Genomic DNA, 22,890 nt, shown 5'->3' on the forward strand with positions numbered 1-22,890 from the left:
GGGTTCCGGCGCCATTCCCCCCCTTGGCGCCGGGGCCCGGCCCTTCTTGAGCCCACTGCCGGCCATCGACCGCCACTGGGTTCGACCGCCGCGTGCGTAGGCGTCCAACCGCCGTGTGCTGTGGACGGCCCCGTGCTGTGGATCGCCCCGTGGTGCGGATCACCCGTGCTGTGGACCGCCCGGTGCCGTGGATCGCCCCGTGTCGGGGAGCGTTGCGAATTGGACCGCTGGGGGCAGCAGCGCGGTCCGGGGATGCGCAGTCGGGTCGCCCCGGACCTGAACCCCGGGGCGACCCGGAATGGCAGATTGTGCCACAGCGACATAACCTGCCGTAGTGGCCGGTACCAAACGTGTGAGCGGGACACCGGGCGAAACGCCGAGCAGGACACCGTCCGGCCGTACGGCTGGAGACCCCGAGAGCACGTCTCTCACCGAGCGGCGCAAGGCGGCGACCCGTATGGAGATCGCCCAGGCCGCCGCCACACTCTTCATGGCGGACGGCCTGCGCGCGACCCGGGCAGAGGACATCGCGCGGGCCGCCGGGGTCGCCCCGCGCACCTTCTACCGCTACTTCGCGACGAAGGAGGAGGCGCTCGCCCCGCTGTTCTCCGAGGGCGCCCGCAGATGGTCGGGGGCCGTCCGCGACGCCCCGGCCGGCCTCTCCGTGGCCGAGGCCCTGCACTATGCGGCGGTACGCACCCTGACCCCGGGCGCCGGTGTGACCGCGCGGTCCCTGGAGTGGGCCCGCGCGGTGCTGCGCCTGATCGAAAGCGACCCCGGGCTCGCCAAGGTGTGGGCGGAGATCTGCCAGGTCGCCGAGCGCGAGCTGGCGGTGGCGCTGGCCGTCCGCATACAGGGGGGTGACGAGGAGTCGGCCGCCGTCACCCCCGCCCTTCGCTTCGCCGCCGCCGTCGCCGGGGCCGCTGTGCGCGTGGCGGTGGAGAGCTGGGCGGTGGGGGACGCCCCGGTCGCCGGTCCGGAAGGGCCCGCCGAACTCGCCGTACGCAACCTGGAGGCACTGAAGGACTTCGTGTGGGAGATCGGCTGAACCGGGTTGTGCCGTCAGGCCCCCGGAGCCGACGCCGCCCGGCTCAGCCGCGCGCCCAGATCCCGTACGCACGTGACCAGTTCGGCCGGACGGTGCACCGTGAACTCGCAGTCGACCAGCGCGAACCGCACCGCGAGCCACTCCACGGAGTCGCCCGCCGTGCCGCGCAGCCGGCAGGTGCCGTCGTCCAGTGCTTCGGGCACGCCGAACCACTGGGGGAGGCGAGCCGCGACGAAGTCCGCGGGCGCGGCGAACGTCGCCTCGAACTCGTACGTCTCCTGTCGCCGGTACATCGACTGCCGCAGATACTCCGCCGCGTTCCCCGCCGGCAGCTCGCGCGGCGCGAACCGCGCCCCCGTGGCGAACGGTTCGGCGACCCGGTCGACCCGGAACGTGCGCCAGTCGTCGCGCTCCAGGTCGTAGGCGACGAGGTACCAGCGGCGCCCCGTCGACACCAGGCGGTACGGCTCGGTCAGGCGCCGGGAGGGCGTACCGTCGCCGGAGCGGTACGCGAAGCGCAGCCGCTCATGGCCCGCGATGGTGGAGGCCATGACGGTCAGCGTCTCGGGAGCGATGCTCGCCCCGTCACCGCTGGTCAGATGGGTGGTGGCGGCCTGAAGTGTGGCGACGCGGTGACGCAGCCGGCTCGGGAGCACCTGTTCCAGCTTGGCCAGGGCCCGTACGGACGCCTCGTCCACGCCCTCGACCGCGTGACCGGCGCCGGCGCGCAGCCCGACCGCCATCGCCACGGCCTCCTCGTCGTCGAGCACGAGCGGCGGCATGGCCTTCCCGGCGACCAGCCGGTACCCGCCGTCGGCGCCCTTGCTCGCCTGGACCGGATATCCGAGCTCGCGCAGCCGGTCGACGTCGCGCCTGATCGTGCGCCGGGAGACTCCGAGCCGTTCGGCCAGTTCGCCGCCGGGCCACTCGCGCGGGGTCTGCAGAAGAGAGAGCAACTGGAGGAGCCGTGCCGGTGTGTCCGTCGTCATGCAACCGAGAATGCCGCAGAACTAGGACGCTATCTGTCCTAATGGCGACCTAACGTTCGGAACATGACCTCCACCGAGACCACACTCAGCAGCCCGGCACGCAGCGGCCCGGACGGGGCCCGGCCCGAAAGCGGGACCGGGGCCCGCACCGAGGCTGGCGACCGGCGTCGCTGGTTCGCCCTCGCCATCATCATGACCGCGGCCTTCATGGACCTCGTCGACGTGACGATCGTCAACATCGCGATCCCGTCGATCCAGCGGGACGCGGGCGCGTCCTTCAGCCAGATCCAGTGGATCACCGCGGGCTACGCGCTCGCGTTCGCCGCCGGGCTGATCACCGGCGGACGCCTCGGCGACATCCACGGCCGCAGGCGCCTCTTCCTGATCGGCATAGGCGGCTTCACGCTGGCCTCGGCGCTGTGCGGCTTCGCGGCGAACCCGGAGATGCTCGTGGCCTCCCGGATCCTGCAGGGTTCCATGGCCGCGATGATGGTGCCGCAGGTGCTGTCGATCGTGCACGCCACTTTCCCGGCGCACGAGCGGGGCAAGGTCTTCGGGCTCTTCGGCGCGATCATCGGGCTCGGCGCCGTCTCCGGACCGCTGCTCGGCGCACTGCTCACTCAGTGGAACCTGTTCGGTCTCCAGTGGCGGCCCATCTTCCTGATCAACCTGCCCGTCGGGGTCGTCGCGTTCGTGCTGGGACGCCGTTTCATCACGGAATCCAAGGCTCCGCGTGCCCTGCGCCTCGACCTCGTCGGTGTGGCCCTGGTCACCCTCGGTCTGCTCATGCTTCTCTACCCGCTCACCCGTGGCCGGGAGCTGGGCTGGCCGCTGTGGGGCTACGCGTCGATGGCCGGTGCGGTCGTCGTCTTCGCGGCGCTGGTGGCGTACGAGAAGCGGAAGGCCCTGCGTGACGGTTCCCCGCTCGTCGAGCTGTCCCTGTTCCGGGTAAAGAGCTTCGCCGCGGGCATCGCGGTGCAGACGGTCTTCGGGATCGCTCTCGGTGTCTTCTTCCTGGTGTGGACGCTCTACATGCAGATCGGGCTGGGCTGGAGCGCGCTGCGGGCGGGGCTGACGGGCGTGCCGTTCTCGATCGCGGTGTCGACGGCGGCCGGGATGTCCGTGCAGAAGCTGGTCCCGCGCTTCGGCCGCAAGGTGCTGCAGACCGGCGCGCTGGTGATGGTGGCGGGCGTCCTCCTCTACATGTGGGAGGCCCACCGCTACGGCCTGTCCATCGCGTCCTGGCAGATGGCGCTGCCGCTGGTGGTGATGGGCGTGGGCATGGGCCTGATCGTCGCCCCGCTGACGGACGCGGTCCTGTCCGAGGTGCCGCGGGAGCACGCCGGATCCGCCTCCGGGCTGATCAACACCGTGCAGCAGATGGGCAACGCGCTGGGCCTCGGGCTGGTGTCGGTGGTCTTCTTCGGCGAGATCGGCGACCGGCTGACCCGGGCGCAGGTGGGACCGGCCTTCGTCCACGCCTTCCAGCACGCGCTGGGCTGGGTTGCGGCGGTCATGGCCGTGATCTTCCTGCTGATGTTCGCCCTGCCGGCACGCCCGGCGCAGCACGTGGAGGGCTCGGAACCGCAGGACGAAGGGGAGCGGGCCGACGAGAGCGAGCCCGCGCTCGTTCCCTGACGACCCACCGGGTGGCGGTCCGCGAGAGGGCCTGGAGAGGATCCGACGGGTCCTCGCCAGGCCCTCTTGGCGTGGCTCGTCGCATCTGCGATATGCGTCACGGTCCGGGGCCATAAGCCCGGATCGTGGTGTCTACTTGACGCATGCCTGCGCATATGTCGACCTTCCAACTGCTGGGTGTGCCCGTCCTCGCCTTGGCGACGGCCATCTGGATCATCTGCGTGGGCCGCATCGTGGGGCGTCGCCGCATCGAGCTGGCGGCCAGGCGCCGGCACGCCGTGCTCAGGACCTTTCCCCGACAGCCGCGCACAGGCCCGGCACTGGAGTCCGTCGAACTCACCCCGGCCGAACGCGATGCCTTCGCGGGCCTTATGCGGCAGTTCGACGAGGGGCGGACTTACTGAGCGCTCCGCGGGAATTCCGGTCCCTTGCCCGCGGGTCCGTCGTGGCCGGTCGCGCGGTGTCCAGCGGACCCACCGGCGGAACCACTGGGCGGGTAATTGCGAAGCCCTCTCGAGTCTTCACGGCCTACGCTGCGGCTGCCGTTCACATCACGTCACCGGCGTCCACCACACACAGCCGGAGATCGGAAACCGGAGACCGGAGACCGGAGAACCCATATGGACCTCGCCGCCGTGCTGCCCTTGGCCACCGACCGCCTTCGACTGCGGCTCTTCACTCCGGGCGATACCGATGACGCCTACGCGTACCAAGGGCTGGAGGAGGTGGCCCGCTACCTCTACCGTCCGCCCCGTACCCGTGAGCGGTGCGAGGAGGTCATCGCCCGGATCGCGACGGCGACGGCATGGGCGAAGGACGGGGACACGCTGACCCTGGCCGTGTGCAGGCAGGGGGAACCGGGTGTCGTCGGAGAGGTGCGCCTCACGCTCATGGACGCGCATGCGCGCCAGGCCGAGATCGGCTGGATATTCAACCCCCGTTTCCACGGCCGGGGTTACGCGAGCGAAGCCGCACAGGCCCTGGCGGCGCTCGCCTTCGACACGCTGGCCGTACACCGTGTGTACGCACGACTCGATGTGGAGAACACCGCGTCTGTACGGGTGTGCGAGCGCCTGGGCATGAGGCGCGAGGCCCATCTGGTGGAGAACGACCTGGACGGGGGGCGCTGGGGCAGCGAGTACATCTACGCGGCGCTCGCCGCCGACCTCAAGCGCTGACGCCGTACGTGCGAGCGCGAGCCGAAAAGACATTGAGCCGCCCCCGTCCCCGGTGCTTGGCTTGCCATCGCACGTCCTCGGCCGACAGACCGCGGGAGAGGGACGACGACCGGTAACGGGGGTACGGTCGTCGTCCCGGCTCGTCGCCGAGGACGCTGCTCCCCGTCCTCGCCACGGCCCAGGAACTCGTCGGGTAGGGGGCCACAGCCTCGAAAGGGCGCTGCTCGGCCGTGATGAGCGGGGCGCGCGACGGGAACTGGACCATGTGCAGGCCGCGGACGACCGAACGGCCGCCAGGTGACCGTGGCTGAGCGGGTGTCAGGCGAGCCTTGCCGCGCGCCGCTCCATCGCTTCCAGTGCGGCGTCCTCGGACACATACACCTCGCACATGTGGCGGCCGTCCGGTGTCGCCGTGTGCTCGACCTCCCACAGGGACAGCTCCCGGCCGTCGCGGAGCAGGAAGGCATGCTCGTAGAGCGAGAAGCAGCGTCGTCCCGCCTGGCCGGTACGGCGCGGACGCCCGAAGGCCTGGGTGATCTCATGCGCGAACGCCGAGCCGAGCAGTAACGTCGCAAGGCTCGCGTCCGGCCGGTCCGGGTTCTCCGCACGGCGCAGCAGGCGGCGCGCGTGGTCCGCCGAATCGTCGGGCACATACACGTGTCGGGGCTCGGGCACGGGCGACAACTCCGCCGGCAGCGACAGGTCGAAGTCCGGCGCGTCCTGCGGCAGGGCGAGCCGGCTCGTGGCGGTGCGCAGCTCTTCCTCGTCCTCGTACAGCTCGTGCTCCAGGTGACCGCGCAGGCCCGTGTTGTGGACCAGCTCCCACAGGGTCACCGCCGAGCCGTCCGCGAGCAGCCATGTGTGCCGGTACGTCTCCCGGTGCAGCCCGGCGCTGTAGTGCGCGGAATGCAGCGAACTGTCCTGCGCCAGCGCGTAATCGAGCCGCTCTATCGTCTCGTCGGGCAGCTCGAAGGAGTTCAGCGCGCGACCGAGGAGCCGCGCGAGGTGCTCCTGTGGAGGCTCGGGCGACTCGGCCTGCTCGTACGCTGCTGCCGTCTCGTAGGGAACGCTCAAGGCTTCTCCCGGCGTTGCTGCATGTCACCTTGTGGGTGCATACCGTAGCTCCTCGATCGGACATCGTGTCCGGGAACCGAGAAAACGTACGGTGGGAAAACGGACGGGCCGCGCGGGGTGTTCCCGCGCGGCCCGATTGCCTGTCATATGCCCGTGGTCAGACGGCGCTTCCCGCGGTCCACTCGCTCCACTGCACGTTCCAGCCGTTGAGTCCGTTCTCCGGCCCGACCGTCTTGTCGGGGGAGTTCTTGACGATCACGACGTCCCCGATGAGCGAGTTGTCGTAGAACCACGCGGCGTTCGTTGCGCCCCCCGCGCCGCGCACGTCCGCGAGCCCGACGCAGCCATGGCTGGTGCCCTCGTGGCCGAAGGGCGGGTTGCCCTTGTCGTACCAGTAGTTGCCGTGGATGAACGTTCCGGACTCGGTCAGCCGCATCGCGTGCGGCACGTCGGGGATGTCGTACTCGCCGCCCAGCCCGACCGTCTGGCTGTCCATGCGCGTCTGGACGAACTTCTCGGAGATCACCATCTGCCCGTTGTACGTGGTGTGCTGCGGGCTGCCCGACGAGATCGGGATCGACTTGAGTGTCCTGCCGTCCCGTACGACCGTCATGGTCTGGGTGTTGACGTCGACCGTCGAGACCTGGGAGCGGCCGATGGTGAAGGTGACGGTCTTCTTCTGCGTGCCCAGCACACCGGGGGCGCCCTTGACCCCGTCCAGGTCGATCTTCATCGTGACCTTGGAGCCGGCCTGCCAGTAGTCCTGGGGCCGGAAGTCCAGCCGCTGGGAATCGAACCAGTGCCCGACGACCTGCTGGCCGCTGCTCGAGGTCACCGTGATGTGGGACTGCACGGCCTTCTTGTCGGTGATGGCCTTGTCGAACTTGAACGACACGGGCATTCCGACGCCGACCGTCGAGCCGTTGTCGGGTGTGTACGTCCCGATGAAACTGTTGGCCCGCGACACCGTGGTGAAGATGGAGTTGGCCGCCGCGACACGGTTGTCCGCGTCCTTCGCGGTCGCCGAGATCTCGTACTTGGTCCCGCGGTCCAGCTGCTGCTTCGGCTTCCAGGACGTCCCGTCCGAGGACAGCTCGCCGGGAACGGCCGTGCCCGATCCCGCTTGCGTCATCTTCACCTCGGTCAGCTTTCCGCCGCTGACCTTCACCCCGGTCGCGTTGATGGAGGCTCCCGTGGAAGCGTCCTTCGCGGAGATGGTGATCTGGGCGCCCGAGGTCTTGGCGGAGTCCGTCCCGCTCTTCGTGCCCTTGTTGTCGGCGTTGGCGCTGCCACCGCAGGCGGTGAGGGTGAGGGCGCCGACCATCAGGGCGGCACAGGCTCCCAGCGCGCGCCGCGCTTGGGTGTTCGGCGTCTTCACGGGCTTCTCCAGGGCGTTGTGCTGTGCGGTACGCGGGAAAAGAGCCTGCGGCACGGCGAAGGGTTCCCCCTGGGATGGGATGAACTCCGACGCGTGACAGAACCGGGACAATCGGCCATTCAGGACCGGCGCGTTGTCATGTGAGATGGGCTGGGGGTGCCGCGCCCCCATGGCGTGCGATGCGTTGCCGGCGGGCGGGACTCGGCCCCGCGCCGCTACCGGGGCGCTCCGTGGGTGTCGTACAGCTGCTCGTATGACGGCCACGTTCCGGCCGGGGTCGTTGCCGGTGTGGCGGTGCGCAGGGCCCGTACGATCGCGCGGGTCACGAGGTCCGCGGCTGCCGTGAGGATGTCGTTGAGGGCCAGGGGGTTGGTCTGGGGGAGCGGACGGTCGCCCGCTGACAGTGCGAAGACCGTGTCGCCGTCGTGGAGCAGATGCGCCGGACGCAGGGCGCGCGCCAGTCCGTCGTGCGACACTCCCGCGACCTTCTGCGCCTGCGCCTTGCTGAGGTCGGCGTCGGTCGCCACGACCGCGAGCGTGGTGTTCAGCGGCGGGCGCTGCGCGCTCGCGGCGAGGTCGGCGAGCCGGCGCTGTGCGGCCTTGTGCACCTCCCGCGCCGGGAGGTCGACCCGTCCGGTCAGCAACTCACCGTACAGAGCGCCCGTTTCGGGGTCGACCGCCGAACCCGCCGCGTTGCACACCACCAGCGCGCCCACCGTGATCCCCGAGTCGAGCACGGTGCTCGCGGTGCCCACGCCACCTTTGAGCGGCCCGGCCACCGCACCCGTGCCCGCGCCCACGCAGCCTTCGGGCACGGGCGCGCCGGGCGCGCTCGCGGCGGCTGCCTCCACCGCTTCCCGGCCGAGGGCGGCATCCGGCCGGGCCGAGAAGTCGCCGCCGCGGCCGAGGTCGAAGATGCAGGCGGCGGGCACGACCGGCACCACATGCGTAGGTTCGGGCCCGACACGCACTCCGCGCCCGCGCTCCTCCATCCAGGCCATCACACCCGACGCCGAGTCGAGCCCGTAGGCGCTGCCCCCGGTCAGGACGACCGCCTCGACCCGCTGCACCAGATTGCGCGGATCGAGTGCGTCGGTCTCTTTCGTGCCGGGGCCGCCGCCGCGTACGTCCACCGCCGCGACCGCCCCGCCCTCCGGGGCGAGGACGACCGTGGTGCCTGTGAGCCGGCCGTCCCCGATCCGTGTGGCGTGCCCCACTCGCAGGCCCATGACATCTGTCAGCGCGTCAACTGTCATGGGTTCATGATCCGCCGCTTTGCCCCGCTGTTCGCCGGTCATCGCCTCTCGTGTGAGTGACCGCACCGCCGGGCGCCGGGACGTACGCTGGTGGGTATGAGCACCACCTCCGCCGGTGAACCGCGAGACCCGAAGCCGGACCCCAAGGACGCCCTTGTGTTCGACGACCCGCTGGACCGGCAGTCCTCGGACGACACGGACCGCGGATGGGGCGAGCGGCCCACGCCGAGCGGTGGCAGCGCCGCCGATCTGGCGCGCTTCCTCGATGAGAAGCCGCCCCACCATCTGTGAGCTATGGCGCGTACCGCTGCGGCGGACGTGAGTCGCCTCCGCCCGGACCCTGTTGCGCGAGCAGGGCGTCGCGGATCTCCTTGAGCACCTCCAGCTCGGTCACCTCGAGCACTTCCTGCGTGCCCTCCTTGGCCTTGCGCCGGGCCTCCACACGGGCCAGGTACTTGGCCATGGGCAGGACCATGAGGAAGTAGACGACGGCCGCGGTGATGACGAAGTTGAGCGTGGCGCCGAGAACCGTGCCCCACATGATGCGCACACCCGTCGCACTGTCACCGGTGCCCGTGCACCGTCCTTTGAGGCAGGAGCTGTAGCCGTCCAGGCTCTTGGTGCCGAGCGCACCCACCACGGGGTTGATGATCCCCTTCACCACCGAGTTGACGATGCCGGTGAAGGCGGCACCGATGACCACCGCGACCGCCAGATCGACGACGTTTCCCCGCATCAGGAAGGCTTTGAAGCCATCCCAGACGCCGGGCACCTTCTTGTTGCTCACCAGTGGGCCCTTCCTCGACTGCACACGGTGCGGAACGAACAGCTCCGCAACCTACGTCAGAGGTGCCCGGGATTGTCCAGCCCATGCCATGGAGAGCAGTGCCCCGGAGGGGAGAAGTTCCTGGTGGCGCTACGCAACGCCCCCGGTCGTTCAGCACAGGGTCACCGCCAGGCGTGAGGTAGCGCCCGCACCGGCCAGGCGCGTGGCCGTGGCGCGCGGCACCGAGAGCACCACCAGCGCGCCGTTCTCCGTGGGGGCGACGTCCGGCACGCGACGCACCACGGCTCCGGCCGCCACGACCTTCGCCCCGCCGCCCGCGTCGGCGGCGATCACGTCGACCCGGGCGCCGGGCCGCAGCAGCCGGACCGTGGCCCCGTCGGCGATCCGCACCGGAGCCGTGACCATCTCCACCGCCCGCCGCACCCGCCCCGGACCGGCCGTCGCCGCCGGCCGCGCGCTCGTGTCGGGATGCCCCCGTGGCCCCTCGGATCTGTCCGGGCCCGCCGCCACGAGCGCGGCGGACGTGACCGCCAGGCCCGCGGCCACGGCCCGCCGCCGGTGCCGCACCAGACGCCGCAGACAGTTCTCGCCGCCTCCACCGCGCACCCGTACCGGAGCGAAGTGTGGCACCGTGCAGGTCGGGGGCGTGTCCGCACGGGCCGGAACGCTCGACTCCGGCCACGGTACGGACTCTGGTGACTCCAGCGGGCGTGCGACGTAGGCCGCGTCCGGGGAGAGGGGGAGCGCTTCGCCGTGGGGCGAGTGCGCGAGAAGGTCCCCGTAGGTCGGGTGTGCCCCCGCGCTCCCGTGGGACGGGTACGCCGGGCTGGGGGAAGGGGAGAACCGGGCCATGCTGACCACCACCTGCGTCGCGAGATCGGGACGCGATCCACGATGAGGCTTCGCCGCAAAGCCCGCTGACGCCCGTGGACTACCGGTCGGTTGTGGAGAACCTTCTCACCCGAACGAGACCTTCCGGCTCTCCCCTGCGCCTGCCGCCAGGGTCACGGCAGCTTGAACCCCGGATCCATCCCGCCCAGAGCAGTGCTGCACAGGCAGTCCCGTGCGCCGGTCTCCGGCAGCTGCGCCACCGCGTCGAACAGCACGCCCCGCAGCCGGTCCACATTCGCCGCGAACACCTTCAGCACCTCGTCGTGCGAGACGCCCTCGCCGGTCTCCGCCCCCGCGTCCAGATCCGTGACCAGCGTCAACGAGGTGTAGCAGAGCTCCAGTTCACGGGCGAGCGCGGCCTCGGGATGTCCTGTCATCCCCACCACGGACCAGCCCTGCGCCTGGTGCCACAAGGACTCGGCGCGGGTGGAGAACCGCGGGCCCTCGACGACGACCAGCGTGCCGCCGTCCACCGGCTCCCACTCCCGCCCGCGCGCCGCCCGGAGCGCGGCCTGACGCCCGGCGGGGCAGTACGGGTCGGCGAGTGACACGTGGACGACGTTCGGCACCGCGCCGCCGGGCCCCGGCAGCCCGTCGAAGTACGTCTGCGCCCGGGCCTTCGTGCGGTCCACCATCTGGTCGGGGACCAGCAGCGTCCCGGGGCCGTACTCGGGGCGCAGCCCGCCCACCGCGCACGGCCCGAGGACCTGGCGGACGCCGACGGCTCGCAGCGCCCACAGGTTGGCGCGGTAGTTGATGCGGTGCGGCGGCAGATGGTGACCGCGGCCATGGCGGGGGAGGAAGGCCACCCGCCGGCCGGCGATCTCGCCGAGGAACAGGGAGTCGCTCGGTGCTCCGTACGGGGTGTCGATCTGGACTTCGGTGACGTCGTCAAGGAAGGAGTAGAACCCTGAGCCGCCGATGACACCTATCTCTGCGTTCTCCATGGCCAGCACACTAGCGGTCTCGAGGACCCCAAAGGCCCCGCTGTCGTACGACAGCGGGGCCGGGCCGGGTTCGGCGGAGTGCTCGGGGGCCGGAGAGTGAGCCCGGGCTCAGGCCGTGGAGCCCGGAGCCAGGCTCAGGCGGCGGAGCTGGTGCTCGTGCTCGTCGACGACGAAGACGAACCGGAGTCCGACGACGAGGACGACGACGTGCCGGACGAGGAGCTCGACGACTTCGACGAAGCCGGGCTGCTGCTCGAGGAGGAGCCGCGGCTGTCGTTGCGGTAGAAGCCGGAACCCTTGAAGACGATGCCGACCGCGGAGAACACCTTCTTCAGGCGTCCCTTGCAGTTGGGGCACTCGGTCAGGGCGTCGTCGCTGAACTTCTGCACCGCCTCGAGGCCCTCGCCGCACTCGGTGCACTGGTACTGGTAGGTCGGCACTTGTCTTCCTCCTGGCACTCTCACTCAATGAGTGCTAACGACGATCCATAGTGACGTATTCCCGAGGATCAGTCCACTGCCACCGGCACGCGGTGACCGACGCCACGCGCGACCGTACGGCCGCCGGACTGCTGCACCAGCCGTGAACGCAGGGACACGAGGGTCGCCAGAGCCAGGACCGTTCCGGCCATCGGCACCAGGAATCCGGCGCCGTCCCACAGGCGGTCCTCCAGCTGTCCGGCCACCGTCACCGCCGCCGCCTGGCCGAGGGCGACCGCGCCGGTCATCCAGGTGAACGCCTCGGTGCGGGCGGCGGCCGGGACCAGGGCCTCGACCAGCGTGTAGCCCGTGATCAGGGACGGCGCGATGCACATGCCCACCAGGAGGCCGAGGCCGGCCAGGAGGAGCACGGAGTGCGCCGTCCACAGACCGGAGGCGGCCAGCGCGAGGGCCGCGTAGCCGACGACGAGACGGCGCTGCGGGGCGGCCTTCCAGACGATCGCGCCGCAGACGATGCCGGAGAGCATGTTGCCGGCGGCGAACACTCCGTACAGGACGCCATTGAGCCCCGGCTCGCCGATCGACTGGGTGAAGGCGGCGAGACCGACCTGCATGCCTCCGAAGACGGTGCCGATGCCCAGGAAGGTCACGACCAATACCCGCACACCAGGGATGCGCAGGGCGGAATCGTGCCGCACGCGCGCGTGCGACACGGCGGCGACGGGCGGCTGCGTGCTCTTCTGCGCCGCGAACAGCACACCGCCGACCAGCGTCAGACCCGCCTCGGTCAGCAGGCCCGCGGACGGGTCCACGGCGGTGCACAGGGCCGTCGCCAGCAGCGGGCCGAGAACGAAGGTCAGCTCGTCGGTGACGGACTCGAAGGCCGCCGCCGTCGCCATCAGGGGCGAGTCCTGGAGCTTCACGCCCCAGCGGGCGCGCACCATGGGGCCGACCTGCGGCACCGAGGCGCCGGTCGGCACGGATGCCGCGAACAGGACCCACAGGGGCGCGTGGGCGAGCGCGAGCGCCGTCAGGGCCGAGACCGCGAGGGCGTGCACCAGGACGCCCGGCAGCAGCACCGCCCGCTGGCCGTGACGGTCGGCGAGCCGGCCGCTGTAGGGGGCGAACAGCGCCATGGAGACGCCGGTGGCCGCGGCGACGGCCCCTGCGGCGCCGTACGAGCCGGTCGTGTGCTGCACGAGCAGCACGAGCGAGAGGGTGAGCATCGCGAAGGGCTGACGCGCCGCGAAACCGGGGAGCAGGAACGTCCAGGCGCCGCGGGTGCGCAGCAGCTGTCCATAGCCCGGACGGGACGACTTCGAGGTGACCGTGGATGCCACGGCCCGTGCCTTTCTGCCGCCTGGTAGCGCGCCCGTGCGGGGGCGCCGAGAGCTGTCCTCTTGCGCGGACTGCGGTAGATGCCGTCTCGCCCGCTACGGGTGCGTCCCGGCCGCCATACGGTCGCGCCAGCTCTGCGTCAGGCAGAGTTGGTTCGATCAGGGTGCTCCTTGATTGTACAGAGGTGGAGGGGCGGGGGCCTGTGAAAGGTGGCACTCACGGCGACGTTCACCTGGCATTGCCGGTGGTGTGAGGCGGGCGGAACACGGGCGTAACGCCCAGCCGGTCCGCCCGCCCCCCGGTCACCGCCGCGGCGTTCCGTGCCCGTGTCCGTTGCCGGTCATGCCCAGCCATCCGGCGAGCTTTCCGCCCTGGCCGACGGCGCGCAGCCGCCGCTCCGCGGCGTCGCGGACCTGGTCGGTGGCGACCACGAGGAGTTCGTCCCCGCGTCGCAGCACGGTCGCCGGAAGCGGCACGAACGACCGGCCCTCGCGCACGACCAGGGTGACCGCGGAGCCGGCCGGCAGCCGCAGCTCGCCCACCTCGACGCCGTGCATCCGCGAGCCCTCGGGGATCGCGACGGACAGCAGATGTCCGCGCAGCCGCTCCAGGGGTGCCGACTCGATGCCGAGGTCGGAGGCCTCCGTGCCCTCGCCCAGGCGCAGCGTGCGGGCCAGCGAGGGCAGCGTGGGGCCCTGGACCAGGGTGTAGACCACGACGAGGACGAAGACGATGTTGAAGATGCGGTGGGTGGCGTCCACCCCGTTCACCATGGGGATGGTCGCCAGGATGATGGGCACCGCGCCCCGCAGTCCGGCCCAGGACAGCAGCGTCTGCTCCCGCCACGGCATCCGGAACGGCGTCAGGCTCACGACGACGCTCAGCGGCCGGGCGACCATGGTCAGGACCAGCCCGATCAGCAGGGCGGGCAGGACGTCGTCGCCCAGTTCGTGCGGGGTCACCAGCAGACCGAGGAGGACGAACATGCCGATCTGGGCGATCCAGCCGAGTCCCTCGGCGAAGCCGCGTGTAGCGGGCCAGTGCGGCAGCTTCGCGTTGCCGAGGATCATCGACGCGAGATACACGGCGAGGAATCCGCTGCCGTGGGCCAGCGCGCCCGCCGCGTACGCCGAGACCGCGATGGCCATGACGGCGATCGGATAGAGGCCGGACGCGGGCAGCGCCACGTGCCGCAGGCCCCAGGCCCCCAGCCAGCCCACCGCGAGGCCGATGGCGGCGCCGACGGCCAGTTCCGCGAAGATCTCGAGCACCAGCGTGTACCAGTGCTCCACGGGGCCGGCCGTGGAGAAGGCGACGACGAGGATGACCACCGGGGCGTCGTTGAAGCCGGACTCGGCCTCCAGGATGCCCGTCACGCGCGCGGGGAGGGGGATTCTGCGCAGTACGGAGAAGACCGCCGCCGCGTCGGTCGACGACACCACCGCTCCGATGATCAGCGCATGCCGCCAGCTCAGACCGCACAGGTAGTGGGCGCCGGCCGCCGTGACGCCGACGCTCACCGCGACGCCGACCAGGGCCAGGGAGGTGGCCGCGGGCAGGGTGGGCCGGATGTCCTTCCACTTCGTGCCGAGTCCGCCCTCGGCCAGGATCACGACCAGCGCCGCGTATCCCATGACCTGGGTGAGTTCGGCGTTGCCGAAGTGGATGTGGGCGAACCCGTCCTGGCCCATGGCGATGCCGATGCCCAGGTAGACGAGCAGGCTTGGGAGCCCGCTGCGCGAAGAGATCCGTACCGCCGCCACCGCGACGAGCAAGACGAGCGAACAAGCGAGCAGGAGCTGGTTGAGGTGGTGGACGGTCAGCGGCTGATCCCTTTCTCTCCGGTCACTTTCTCTCCGGATGTCTCCGGCTCTCCGGATGTCTCCGGCCTCTCCACACCCGGGCCGGGCGCCGCCTGGCGCGCACGCCTCGATCCGGGCATACGAAGCCCGGCTCGGAACGCGGACTTCAGCGAGGGTACTTCATTAGCTTACCTAACTCTTGACGCTTTCTTGACGCTCGGAGGCGCATGATCGAACTCTCGTCCGGCCTCGTTCCCGACTCCGCGGTAGGGCGTACCGGGCCCTGCGCCTATGGTTGCTCCAGCGCTCAGTAGAAAGCACAGCCCGCCCTGCCGCTCGTGTTAGGACAGCAAGGACAGCGATGCCCCCGAACACCACCGCCTCTTCCGGCCAGAAGCCCGGCAAGTCCGGCAGGAAGAAGGGGCGCAGAGCCCGTCTGCTTCTGATCGTCCTGGTTCTGGCCCTCGTGGGGGGTTTCGGTTACGGCGGTTACTGGTCCGTCAGCACCGTCCGCGCCTCCTTCCCGCAGACCAAGGGGACGCTCACCCTCGAAGGCCTCTCGGGCCCCGTGGAGGTCAAGCGCGACGGCAATGGGATCCCCCAGATCTACGCCTCCTCGGACGAGGACCTCTTCATGGCGCAGGGCTTCGTCCAGGCGCAGGACCGGTTCTACGAGATGGACGTGCGCCGCCATATGACGGCCGGACGCCTGTCCGAGATGTTCGGTAAAGGGCAGGTCAAGAACGACGAGTTCCTGCGGACGCTCGGCTGGGACCGGGTGGCGCAGCAGGAGTACGACACCAAGCTGTCGGCCTCGACCAAGAGGCACCTCCAGGCGTACGCCAAGGGAGTCAACGCCTATCTGAAGGGCAAGGACGGCGGGGACATCTCCCTGGAGTACGCGGCCCTGGGGCTGACCAACGACTACAAGCCGCAGTCGTGGACGCCCGTCGACTCGGTCTCCTGGCTCAAGGCGATGGCCTGGGATCTGCGCGGCAACATGCAGGACGAGATCGACCGCTCCCTGATGACCAGCCGGCTCGGCCCGAAGCAGATCGCAGACCTTTACCCGGAGTACCCGTACGGCCGCAACAAGCCGATCGTCCAGAAGGGCGACGGCCGGTACAACGCCGTCACCCAGGCATTCGAAGGGCCCACGGCGTCGGGCACGCAGTCGGGGACAGGCGCGTCGACGTCGGCCTCGTCCTCCTCGGCTTCCTCCTCGTCCTCCTCGGCGTCGTCCGCTCTGCAGAGCCAGCTGTCGGGTCTCTACAAGGTCCTCGACAACGTTCCGACGGCCGTCGGCGTGAACGGCAACGGCATCGGATCGAACTCCTGGGTCGTCTCCGGCAAGTACACGATCACCGGTAAGCCGCTGCTGGCCAACGACCCGCATCTGTCGGCCTCGCTGCCGTCGGTCTGGTACCAGATGGGCCTGCACTGCACCACGGTGTCCAGCAAGTGCCAGTACGACGTCACCGGGTACACGTTCGCGGGCATGCCCGGTGTGGTCATCGGCCACAACCGGAACATCGCCTGGGGCATGACGAACTCGGGCGTCGACGTCACGGACCTCTACCTGGAGAAGATGTCCGGCAACGGCTACCTCTACGACGGCAAGGTGCGGCCGTTCACGACCCGTACGGAGACGGTCAAGGTCGCCGGGGGTGACTCCAAGCAGATCGTCGTGCGTGCCACGGACAACGGCCCGCTGCTGTCCGACCGGGACGACGAGCTCGTCACCGTCGGCAAGAAGGCCACCGTCGACACCGGGGCTCCCGACCGCGGCGACGGCTACGGCATCTCGCTGCGCTGGACCGCCCTGGACCCCGGCAACAGCATGGACGCCGTCTTCGCGATCGACAAGGCGTCGAACTGGAACGAGTTCCGGGCTGCGGCGCGCTCCTTCGACGTGCCCTCGCAGAACCTGGTCTACGCCGACACCCAGGGCAACATCGGCTACCAGCTGCCCGGCAGGATCCCGGTACGGGCCAAGGGCGACGACGGCTCGCTCCCGGCGCCGGGCTGGGACCCCAAGTACAGCTGGACGGGCCGCTACATTCCGCAGACCGCGCTGCCGTACGAGTTCGACCCGGACCGCGGCTACATCGTCACCGCCAACCAGGCCGTGATCGACAAGAGCAAGTACCCCTACACGCTCACCACGGACTGGGGCTACGGCGCACGCAGCCAGCGCATCACCGACCTGATCGAGTCGAAGATCAAGACCGGCGGCAAGATCTCGACGGACGACATGCGGCAGATGCAGCTCGACGACAGCAGCGAGATCGCCAAGCTGCTGGTGCCCAAGCTGCTCAAGATCGACATCTCCGACAAGAACGTGCGCCAGACGCAGAAGCTGCTGGAGGGCTGGGACTACACCCAGGACGCCGATTCGGCGGCGGCGGCGTACTTCAACGCCGTCTGGCGCAACGTCCTCAAGCTCGCCTTCGGCAACAAGCTGCCCAAGGAGCTGCGGGTCAAGGGGCAGTGCCTGTGGGTGGAGCCCGCCGACAGCACCGGGCCCGCGGACGAGAACCAGAAGGTCCGCGAGTGCGGTGAGCGCGAGCCGGACCAGGCGCAGCCGGACGGCGGCGACCGCTGGTTCGAGGTCGTGCGCAACATCCTCGACGACCAGAACAACGACTGGTGGCACACCCCGGCCACGCGCACCGAGCCGGCCACGACGACGCGCGACCAGCTGTTCGCCCGGGCCATGCAGGACGCGCGCTGGGAGCTGACCGCCAAGCTCGGCAAGGACGTCGACACCTGGAGCTGGGGCCGGCTGCACCGCCTGTTCCTGAAGAACCAGACCCTGGGCACCGAGGGCCCCGGCCTCCTGCAGTACATGCTCAACCGCGGCCCGTGGCAGCTCGACGGCGGCGAGGCGACCGTGAACGCCACCGGGTGGAACGCGGCGGGCGGCTACGGCGCCGTGTGGGTGCCCTCGATGCGGATGGTGGTCAACCTGGCCGACCTCGACAAGTCCAAGTGGATCAACCTCTCCGGTGCCTCCGGGCACGCCTACGACGCCCACTACACCGACCAGACGGATCTGTGGGCCAAGGGCGACCTGCTGTCGTGGCACTTCTCCAAGGACGAGGTCGACAAGAGCACGACCGACACCCTGGAGCTCAAGCCCTGACGGACGCGAGCTCGCGGAACAGGCCCTCCACGCGCGCGTGGAGGGCCTGTTCCGTTGCGTGACGAAAGACCCTAGACGCCCCCGCCGAAGCGATGCACGGCCGACGGTGTCACCACCGCGTGCACCGGACGGTCGTGCGGCTCCCCGGGGACCTCCTCGACGACCTCCGCGTCGTACAGGAGCACCACCAGCGCCGGGTCGGCCCCCGCGCGCTCCAGACGGGCCAGCACGCGGTCGTACGATCCCCCGCCGCGCCCCAGGCGCATGCCGCGCCCGTCGACCGCCAGCCCGGGCAGCAGCACGGCGTCGGCCTCCGCGACGGCCTCCGGCCCCAGGCGCTCTCCCGCGGGCTCCAGCAGGGCCATCTTTCCGGCGTGCCGGACGCTCACGAGGCAGCCGGGTCCGGTGTACGTGCCCCAGTCGAGGTCGTTGTCCGGCAGGAGCACCGGGAGCAGTACATGGACGCCCCGTGCGCGCAGCACGTCCAGGAGCGCCGCGGTGCCGGGCTCGCTCCCCACCGAGACGTACGCGGCCACCGTGCGCGCGCCGGCCAGTTCGGGCAGCTCCAGCGCCCGGTCGGCCAGCGCGGTCGCCGCCTCACGCACGTCATGCGGCGTCAACCCGCGTCTCACCTGGAGGAGCCCTCGGCGCAACGTTTGCTTGCGACGCTCGGCTCCGTGTTCCGTGGGGGCCACAGCTCAGGGACCTACCTTCCCAAAGACGCTCATATGAGGGTGATTTAACCGGAGGGACAGTTTCTGCTCATAAGCCACCGGATATGGTGGCGAGCATGACTGAGTCGCACCCCAGGATCACCAAGGCTGTCATTCCCGCGGCCGGCCTCGGCACCCGGTTCCTGCCGGCCACCAAAGCCACTCCCAAGGAGATGCTGCCGGTAGTCGACAAGCCCGCGATTCAGTACGTGGTCGAGGAGGCCGTGTCCGCCGGGCTCGACGACGTCCTGATGGTCACCGGCCGCAACAAGCGTCCCCTCGAGGACCACTTCGACCGCAACTACGAGCTCGAGTCGGCCCTTGAGAAGAAGGGCGACGCCAAGCGTCTGGCGAAGGTCCAGGAGTCCAGCGACCTCGCCACCATGCACTACGTCCGCCAGGGCGACCCGAGGGGCCTCGGGCACGCCGTGCTGTGCGCCGCCCCGCACGTGGGCCAGGAGCCCTTCGCCGTCCTCCTCGGCGACGACCTGATCGACCCCCGCGACCCCCTGCTTGCCCGCATGGTCGAGGTCCAGGAGCAGCGCGGCGGCAGCGTCATCGCGCTCATGGAGGTCGCCCCCGAGCAGATCCATCTCTACGGGTGCGCGGCCGTCGCGCCCACCGAGGACGGCGACGTCGTGAACGTGACCGGCCTGATCGAGAAGCCGGACCCCGACGACGCCCCGTCGAACTACGCCGTCATCGGCCGCTACGTCCTCGACCCGCACATCTTCGACGTACTGCGCAAGACCGAGCCGGGCCGCGGCGGCGAGATCCAGCTCACCGACGCGCTCCAGCAGCTCGCCGAAGACGAGAAGATCGGCGGCCCCGTGCACGGCGTCGTCTTCAAGGGCCGCCGCTATGACACCGGCGACCGCGGCGACTATCTGCGTGCCATTGTCAGACTCGCATGCGAACGTGAAGACCTGGGCCCGGACTTCAGGGCCTGGCTTCGCAGTTTCGTAGCCGAGGAGATGTAGCGATCTTGAACAATGCCGCGACCCGCCCCGTCGGCGAGGACCACGTCTGGTCGGTGGACGAGCACCTGGAGGACATCCTCACCACCGTGCGCCCCCTGGAACCCATCGAGCTGCAACTGCTCGACGCCCAGGGCTGCGTCCTGGTCGACGATGTCACGGTGCCGGTCTCCCTGCCGCCGTTCGACAACAGCTCGATGGACGGGTACGCGGTACGGGTCGCGGATGTCGCGGGCGCGAGCGAGGAGTTTCCGGCCGCCCTGACCGTGGTGGGGGACGTCGCGGCGGGCGCGGCCGACCCGCTGAGGGTGGGTCCCGGTCAGGCCGCGCGCATCATGACCGGCGCCCCGATGCCGCCCGGCGCCGAGACCGTCGTCCCCGTGGAGTGGACCGACGGCGGACTCGGCGGCGGCCCCGTCTCAGGGATGCGGGCCCGCAGCCTGTCCCCCGAGGGCGCCTCGGGGCAGGTGCGGGTCCACCGTCCGGCCGAAGCGGGCGCGCATGTGCGCACGGCGGGCAGCGACGTGAAGGCGGGCGATCTCGCCCTCGCCGCGGGCACGGTGCTCGGGCCGCCGCAGCTCGCGCTGCTCGCCGCGATCGGCCGCGGCACGGTACGAGTGCGCCCGCGCCCGCGTGTGGTCGTCATGTCCACCGGCAGCGAACTCGTCCAGCCCGACGAGCAGCTGGCGCGCGGCCAGATCTACGACTCCAACAGCTTCGCGCTCACCGCGGCGGCCCGGGACGCCGGGGCGATCGCCTACCGGGTGGGCGCGGTCGCCGACGACGCCGACACGCTGCGCTCCACCATCGACGACCAGCTCGTACGCGCGGACCTCATGGTCACCACCGGCGGTGTGAGCGTCGGCGCCTACGACGTGGTCAAGGAGGCGCTCTCCCTGGCCGGGGACGAGGACGAGGCGGGCGGCGGCGGCGTCGAATTCCGCACGCTCGCCATGCAGCCCGGAAAGCCGCAGGGGTTCGGTTCCATCGGCCCCGACCACACACCGCTGCTCGCCCTGCCGGGCAACCCGGTGTCGTCGTACGTCTCCTTCGAACTGTTCGTGCGCCCCGCGATCCGCACCCTCATGGGGCTCACGGAAGTGCACCGCCCCCGGACCCGCGCGGTCCTGGAGGCGGGAAAGGCGCTGACCTCGCCGCCGGGCCGCACACAGTTCCTGCGCGGGCAGTACGCCGACGGCACGGTGACTCCCGTCGGCGGCGCCGGGTCCCACCTGGTCGCGGCTCTCGCGCACGCGAACGCTCTGATCGTCGTCCCCGAGGGTGACACGTCCGTGGAGCCCGGCTCCGAGGTCGAGGTGGTCCTCCTCGCCTGACCCGGGCCACCCGGGCCCCGCCTCGGAGCCGGGTCCCGTTCGGGGGCGCTCCGGCGGCCGGGTGGGTGAGCGCCCGGTCGTCCTCCCGGCCGTACCGCCCGGCGTCAGGGACCTTGCCCCGCCGACCGCGCCGAGCCCGCGATACCGTGTCGCGCACAACAGGCCCGCGCACCGCACCGGGCCGGGCCCGGACCGGGAGCGCCGCAGCACATGAGTACGCAGGACCGACTGACCCACATCGACGACGCGGGGGCGGCCCGTATGGTCGACGTCTCCGGGAAGGACGTGACCGCGCGCACCGCCCGCGCCAGCGGGCGCGTCCTGGTCTCGCCGCGTGTGATCGAGCTGCTGCGCGGGGAGGGCGTTCCCAAGGGTGACGCGCTCGCCACCGCGCGTATCGCGGGCATCATGGGCGCGAAGCGCACCCCGGACCTGATCCCCCTGTGCCACCCCTTGTCGGTGTCCGGTGTGAAACTGGATCTGCGGGTCGCGGACGACGCCGTGGAGATCACCGCCACGGTGAAGACCACCGACCGCACGGGCGTCGAGATGGAGGCGCTCACCGCGGTCAGTGTCGCGGCGCTGACCGTGATCGACATGGTCAAGGCGGTCGACAAGGGCGCGGTGATCACGGACGTGCGCGTGGAGGAGAAGACGGGCGGGAAGTCGGGCGACTGGAGCCGGTCATGACGGCGGCGTCGGCCGGGCCCCCGGGAGGCGACGCCCTCCTGGCGCCGTACGCGGCGCTGGTGGTGACCGCGTCCAACCGCGCCGCCGCGGGCGTGTACGAGGACAAGGGCGGACCTCTCATCTCGGAGGCGCTCGTCCGGTTCGGCTTCGCGGTCGACGGACCCTGGGTGGTCCCGGACGGGGACCCGGTGGAGGCCGCCCTGCGCACGGGTGTCCGCGCGGGCTACGACGTGATCGTCACCACGGGAGGCACCGGTGTCTCGCCCACCGACCGCACCCCCGAGGCCACCCGGGCGGTGATCGACCGCGAGGTGCCGGGCATTCCCGAGGCCATCAGGGCGTTCGGATGGAAGAAGGTGCCCACGGCGGCGCTCTCCCGGGGAGTCGCCGGGGTCGCGGAGGGCACACTGATCGTCAACCTGCCGGGATCCACCGGCGGGGTGAAGGACGGACTGGCCGTCCTGGAAACCCTGTTGGTGCACGCCGTCGACCAGATCCGCGGCGGTGACCACCCCAGGGCCGACACAGGGGGGTCCGCGTCCGGCGAGGCCCCCTCCAGACCGAGTGGGGGTGCGAGCTGAACAGCCCATCCTGGCCCGTGGAGCTGGCGGACGGCGATGTCGTCCTCCGGCCGATAAAGATGCGCGACCAGCGGGCCTGGCGCGAGGTGAACCGGCGCAACCGGGACTGGCTGCGCCCGTGGGAGGCGACCATTCCGCCGCCCACGCCCAGCGGCCCGGTCACCCACCGGCCCACCTACCGCCAGATGGTCCGGCATCTGCGCAGCGAGGCGAGCGCGGGGCGGATGCTGCCCTTCGTCATCGAGTACCAGGGGCGCCTCGTAGGGCAGTTGACGGTGGCCGGCATCACCTGGGGCTCGATGTGCTCGGGGCATGTCGGCTACTGGGTGGACGAGGCCGTCGCGGGCCGCGGAGTGATGCCGACGGCCGTGGCGCTGGTGGTCGACCACTGCTTCCGGACCGTCGGGCTGCACCGCATCGAAGTCTGCATTCGCCCCGAGAACGGGCCGAGCCGCCGGGTCGTGGAGAAACTCGGATTCCGCGAGGAGGGGCTCCGGCCGCGTTATCTGCACATCGACGGGGCCTGGCGCGACCACATGGTCTTCGCGCTCACCGCCGAAGAGGTGCCCGAGGGGCTGCTCGCGCGCTGGCGGCGGACGCACGCGGAGCGGGCGCGTGCGCAGCAGGAACGCACGGATCCGGGCAAGTCGGCGCACCCCGGAAAATAAAAAATGTGTTCGAAAT

General features: G+C 70.8%; 22 protein-coding genes. 11 read left to right on the plus strand and 11 right to left on the minus strand.

Annotated elements, in window-relative coordinates; all coding sequences use genetic code 11:
• Positions 1–334: 334 nt before the first annotated feature.
• Positions 335–1,048 carry a TetR family transcriptional regulator gene (locus ABZ845_RS07100; protein ID WP_360973943.1) on the plus strand — a complete coding sequence of 238 codons (714 nt, stop codon included), beginning with the start codon at positions 335–337 and terminating at the stop codon, positions 1,046–1,048.
• Positions 1,049–1,062: 14 nt separating this feature from the next.
• Here ABZ845_RS07100 and ABZ845_RS07105 read toward each other — a convergent pair whose 3' ends face one another.
• Positions 1,063–2,037: a YafY family protein gene (locus ABZ845_RS07105; RefSeq protein ID WP_360973946.1), complete on the minus strand. Its 975-nt coding sequence runs from the start codon at positions 2,035–2,037 to the stop codon at positions 1,063–1,065.
• A gap of 63 nt (positions 2,038–2,100) precedes the next feature.
• Here ABZ845_RS07105 and ABZ845_RS07110 point away from each other — a divergent pair, with 63 nt between their 5' ends.
• The 3 genes from ABZ845_RS07110 to ABZ845_RS07120 all read left to right on the plus strand — a co-directional run bounded on the left by ABZ845_RS07110 (position 2,101) and on the right by ABZ845_RS07120 (position 4,853).
• Positions 2,101–3,675 (plus strand): MFS transporter, encoded by a 1,575-nt coding sequence (locus tag ABZ845_RS07110; RefSeq protein WP_360973949.1) that lies wholly within the window; start codon positions 2,101–2,103, stop codon positions 3,673–3,675.
• Between the two features lie 143 nt (positions 3,676–3,818).
• Complete coding sequence (locus ABZ845_RS07115; protein ID WP_360973952.1) at positions 3,819–4,079, plus strand: hypothetical protein; 261 nt, start codon at positions 3,819–3,821, stop codon at positions 4,077–4,079.
• A gap of 216 nt (positions 4,080–4,295) precedes the next feature.
• Entirely contained in the window at positions 4,296–4,853 is a 558-nt protein-coding gene (locus ABZ845_RS07120) for a GNAT family N-acetyltransferase (RefSeq protein ID WP_360973955.1), read from the plus strand.
• A 318-nt stretch (positions 4,854–5,171) separates the two neighbouring features.
• Here the strand turns inward: ABZ845_RS07120 and ABZ845_RS07125 are convergent, their stop codons facing one another.
• The 3 genes from ABZ845_RS07125 to ABZ845_RS07135 all read right to left on the minus strand — a co-directional run bounded on the left by ABZ845_RS07125 (position 5,172) and on the right by ABZ845_RS07135 (position 8,561).
• Entirely contained in the window at positions 5,172–5,927 is a 756-nt protein-coding gene (locus tag ABZ845_RS07125; RefSeq protein ID WP_360973958.1) for a DUF6227 family protein, read from the minus strand.
• 157 nt (positions 5,928–6,084) lie between these two features.
• On the minus strand, positions 6,085–7,305 hold the full coding sequence (locus ABZ845_RS07130; RefSeq protein ID WP_360974439.1) for an Ig-like domain-containing protein: 1,221 nt from the start codon (positions 7,303–7,305) through the stop codon (positions 6,085–6,087).
• A gap of 215 nt (positions 7,306–7,520) precedes the next feature.
• Entirely contained in the window at positions 7,521–8,561 is a 1,041-nt protein-coding gene (locus ABZ845_RS07135; RefSeq protein WP_360973961.1) for a P1 family peptidase, read from the minus strand.
• 96 nt (positions 8,562–8,657) lie between these two features.
• On the opposite strand from ABZ845_RS07135, the gene ABZ845_RS07140 reads away from it, so the two are divergent.
• A complete protein-coding gene (locus tag ABZ845_RS07140; RefSeq protein WP_360973964.1) occupies positions 8,658–8,852 on the plus strand; it encodes a hypothetical protein in 195 nt (64 codons plus the stop codon).
• Between the two features lies 1 nt (position 8,853).
• Here the strand turns inward: ABZ845_RS07140 and mscL are convergent, their stop codons facing one another.
• The 6 genes from mscL to ABZ845_RS07170 all read right to left on the minus strand — a co-directional run bounded on the left by mscL (position 8,854) and on the right by ABZ845_RS07170 (position 14,844).
• Positions 8,854–9,348 (minus strand): large conductance mechanosensitive channel protein MscL, encoded by a 495-nt coding sequence (mscL, locus tag ABZ845_RS07145; RefSeq protein ID WP_360973967.1) that lies wholly within the window; start codon positions 9,346–9,348, stop codon positions 8,854–8,856.
• 150 nt (positions 9,349–9,498) lie between these two features.
• The gene (locus ABZ845_RS07150) at positions 9,499–10,053 is read right to left on the minus strand and encodes a hypothetical protein (protein ID WP_360974442.1); all 555 of its coding nucleotides are present in this window, start codon (positions 10,051–10,053) and stop codon (positions 9,499–9,501) included.
• 299 nt (positions 10,054–10,352) lie between these two features.
• Positions 10,353–11,186, minus strand: a complete 834-nt coding sequence (locus tag ABZ845_RS07155) for an S-methyl-5'-thioadenosine phosphorylase (protein WP_360973970.1) — start codon at positions 11,184–11,186, stop codon at positions 10,353–10,355.
• A gap of 134 nt (positions 11,187–11,320) precedes the next feature.
• The gene (locus ABZ845_RS07160) at positions 11,321–11,626 is read right to left on the minus strand and encodes an FmdB family zinc ribbon protein (protein ID WP_360973973.1); all 306 of its coding nucleotides are present in this window, start codon (positions 11,624–11,626) and stop codon (positions 11,321–11,323) included.
• A 68-nt stretch (positions 11,627–11,694) separates the two neighbouring features.
• Positions 11,695–12,966, minus strand: a complete 1,272-nt coding sequence (locus ABZ845_RS07165; RefSeq protein WP_360973976.1) for an MFS transporter — start codon at positions 12,964–12,966, stop codon at positions 11,695–11,697.
• 300 nt (positions 12,967–13,266) lie between these two features.
• Complete coding sequence (locus ABZ845_RS07170; protein ID WP_360974445.1) at positions 13,267–14,844, minus strand: potassium/proton antiporter; 1,578 nt, start codon at positions 14,842–14,844, stop codon at positions 13,267–13,269.
• 283 nt (positions 14,845–15,127) lie between these two features.
• Between ABZ845_RS07170 and ABZ845_RS07175 the strand changes: the two genes are divergently transcribed.
• Complete coding sequence (locus tag ABZ845_RS07175) at positions 15,128–17,911, plus strand: penicillin acylase family protein (protein WP_360973979.1); 2,784 nt, start codon at positions 15,128–15,130, stop codon at positions 17,909–17,911.
• Between the two features lie 71 nt (positions 17,912–17,982).
• On the opposite strand, the gene ABZ845_RS07180 is transcribed toward ABZ845_RS07175, so the two are convergent.
• Complete coding sequence (locus tag ABZ845_RS07180; protein ID WP_360973982.1) at positions 17,983–18,606, minus strand: 5-formyltetrahydrofolate cyclo-ligase; 624 nt, start codon at positions 18,604–18,606, stop codon at positions 17,983–17,985.
• Positions 18,607–18,701: 95 nt separating this feature from the next.
• Here ABZ845_RS07180 and galU point away from each other — a divergent pair, with 95 nt between their 5' ends.
• From galU to ABZ845_RS07205, 5 genes are all read left to right on the plus strand, one after another.
• Positions 18,702–19,604: a UTP--glucose-1-phosphate uridylyltransferase GalU gene (gene galU / locus ABZ845_RS07185; protein WP_360973985.1), complete on the plus strand. Its 903-nt coding sequence runs from the start codon at positions 18,702–18,704 to the stop codon at positions 19,602–19,604.
• 5 nt (positions 19,605–19,609) lie between these two features.
• Complete coding sequence (gene glp / locus ABZ845_RS07190) at positions 19,610–20,935, plus strand: gephyrin-like molybdotransferase Glp (protein ID WP_360973988.1); 1,326 nt, start codon at positions 19,610–19,612, stop codon at positions 20,933–20,935.
• 210 nt (positions 20,936–21,145) lie between these two features.
• Entirely contained in the window at positions 21,146–21,625 is a 480-nt protein-coding gene (gene moaC / locus ABZ845_RS07195) for a cyclic pyranopterin monophosphate synthase MoaC (RefSeq protein ID WP_360973991.1), read from the plus strand.
• Complete coding sequence (locus ABZ845_RS07200) at positions 21,622–22,206, plus strand: MogA/MoaB family molybdenum cofactor biosynthesis protein (RefSeq protein WP_360973994.1); 585 nt, start codon at positions 21,622–21,624, stop codon at positions 22,204–22,206. The genes moaC and ABZ845_RS07200 overlap by 4 nt, the downstream gene beginning before the upstream one ends.
• A gap of 17 nt (positions 22,207–22,223) precedes the next feature.
• Positions 22,224–22,874 (plus strand): GNAT family protein, encoded by a 651-nt coding sequence (locus ABZ845_RS07205; RefSeq protein ID WP_360973997.1) that lies wholly within the window; start codon positions 22,224–22,226, stop codon positions 22,872–22,874.
• The last annotated feature ends 16 nt before the right edge of the window (positions 22,875–22,890 follow it).

The sequence above is a fragment of the Streptomyces sp. NPDC047022 genome (assembly GCF_040644155.1).
Classification (GTDB): Bacteria; Actinomycetota; Actinomycetes; order Streptomycetales; family Streptomycetaceae; genus Streptomyces.